The following is a 2,243-nucleotide window of genomic DNA, read 5'->3' on the forward strand; positions in this document are numbered from 1 at the left end:
TTTGACGAAGAAGCAGGAATTTTTAGACCAATTTATCGCAACCGCAGCAGGGCAGTCTATTCTCGGACAGCCTCCTGGTCCTATCGGTGGTCCGGCATTCCGGCTGGTCGCTTGTATCCCCGCCTGCGCGGCCCGGCCCGATTAGGCGAAGCTTTGCACGGTGATGCGGTAAAAAGTAGCTTCAGAACTTCAGGAAGGCAAGTTACACGTCAATGGCACTGACTTGAGAGTGAAAGCCTCGCCATACTCAGGTTTTAAGGCACCTTCTCAGGGATGAAAAATGGTTGAGCAAAATACTTTTCACGGCAATGAAGAGCTTTTCTTTTCCTTTGCCGTGAAAAATATTCTGCTTAACCATTTTTCATCCCTGAGGGTGGCGCAAAATATTTTCATGCGCCATGGGCATTTGTGTCCATTGTGCCTTTGTGGTTCAAATTCAAATCTCTCAACCGCTACCAATCCCCATGTTTGCGGGGCTTTTACGCTTAAGTCGGGTCAGTTACAGGTCCCGTTGCGGGTGTGCTGTTGAATGCCAGCCACAAAAAAACAGATCCTTCCTGGATCTGTTTCTTCTGATTATGGATTGTTGTGTTCAGGCATCCTGCCTGATTGAAACCCACTGTGGGATTCAAGGATGAAATCTGGACATCCTGTCCACTGGCTCCCTGCCATTGTACATCCCTGCTTTGTCAGCCATTCACCTTCCCGGGTGTGCAAACTTCCTGTCTCAACTGACGACTTTCATACTGCAGTTTTTACACAGGGTTTACAGTCAGGGAATAACCATACTCCGTGTGAGACATTCGCCTCTGTGACACCCGTAGCCAAAAAAGCCAAAAATTTCGGTTTGCGAAAAAAAGAGTTGCTCTGCCAGGGAATTATCCTGAAATAATTTCTGCAGACGCTGCTCGCAAAGCGGAAGCTGCTCGTGCTTTTTCGAGCGGCGGTCTTTTCCCGGAATGAGTAAAATGAAGTTATTCAGGGACAATCCCTTCTGAATATCTGACCATGATCTTAAATACAAATCGATATATAACTAATTTGGCCATAAATGAAACTTTTTAATATGCACAAAATCAAATTTGACCTTACTGACACATTAACGGGATATAATTCATGATTTCTGATAACCCGGTACATGGCCAAAACGGTTTGGTAGCTGGTCAGGATGACTCTGCACCTTCTGGTTCTGGCAGTTGGCTTGGTCGCGCTATCCAGGTACTTAAAGGGGTGACTTGTATGGTATCGGGCGTCGCAGCTGTTGTTGCCCTGGCTTCAAGCTCTTATGCCCTGGCTACGGTATTGGGGCTAATTTCCGTGGTGATCGGGTTATCCTTGCTGTTTGGCAGTAGTAATAACGCCGGGGAGTCATCTGGGCAAAGTTCACAGTCATCGTCAGATGATTACGATGACGATGATGTGGATCTTGATGACATGGATTATACAGAGTTTGTCAAACCGGCTTCTCCCCGTACTGTTTCTCATCATGTTTCAGAACCTGCAGACCCCCGCCCGGCCCCGGTCACTAAAATGAGTTCGTCGACTGTAAGTGCAAGCCCCGATAATGACATGCGACTACCTTTGCATAAATTGCTGGGTTGCCAGATGTCATTGGAAAATGGACATAGAGCAGTTTTTGGAGCGCTGCAACAGCTGCAACAAATGTTTATGCATTGCTCAATGCCCCGCTGCTCCCCTATCCTCGAGAGGAATTTGGATACCCTGAATACGAAAGAACCATTTGATGAGTACATCTTTCTGGAAACGGCAGAGCTTTTACACGCGGATCAATCGGTTATTGATGGTCACCAGGGTCTTGATAAATCTACCAAGATTCAGTTGCTAGAAGATCTGTATAAACAGCAGACGAAGGTGCCTAAAGTGCAACTTCAAGATGCTAAAACTCAACTGGATAATTTAGCCACGATTAAACAGGACTTTGAAAGCTATGCTCCAATAGCCAGGATGAATCTTTTACCCGATCCCGTTCCAGAACATGAGATAACACTAATGAAGAAGCATGTGGCTGCTTTGGAAACGCTGTTATCCAACACTAATAAATTTCTTGATCTACTGATCGAAGCCGATGACTCACTGCAAGCAAAAATGTCAGAGGCGGATGCAGCTGTTCAGAAATGTAAAAATATTTTGGACAAAAATCTGTAAAAAACGGAGGGGTGCGCCTGAGAGACTGTCCGAGAATAGACTGCCCTGCTGCGGTTGCGATAAGTTGGTCTAAAAAT

Annotated in this window: 1 protein-coding gene; it reads left to right on the plus strand. The window is 46.0% G+C overall.

Features of this window, described 5'->3' with window-relative positions:
- The first annotated feature begins 1,116 nt into the window (after nucleotides 1-1,116).
- Nucleotides 1,117-2,166, plus strand: a complete 1,050-nt coding sequence (locus tag KDK14_RS12875) for a hypothetical protein (protein ID WP_257265545.1) — start codon at nucleotides 1,117-1,119, stop codon at nucleotides 2,164-2,166.
- Nucleotides 2,167-2,243: the final 77 nt, after the last annotated feature.

It is taken from the genome of Endozoicomonas sp. ONNA2, from assembly GCF_024606365.1.
GTDB lineage: Bacteria > Pseudomonadota > Gammaproteobacteria > Pseudomonadales > Endozoicomonadaceae > Endozoicomonas.

Bases quoted from the DNA above. Each gene is read 5' to 3' on its own strand.
- KDK14_RS12875 (WP_257265545.1), top strand. From the start codon at position 1,117: ATGATTTCTGATAACCCGGTACATGGCCAAAACGGTTTGGTAGCTGGT.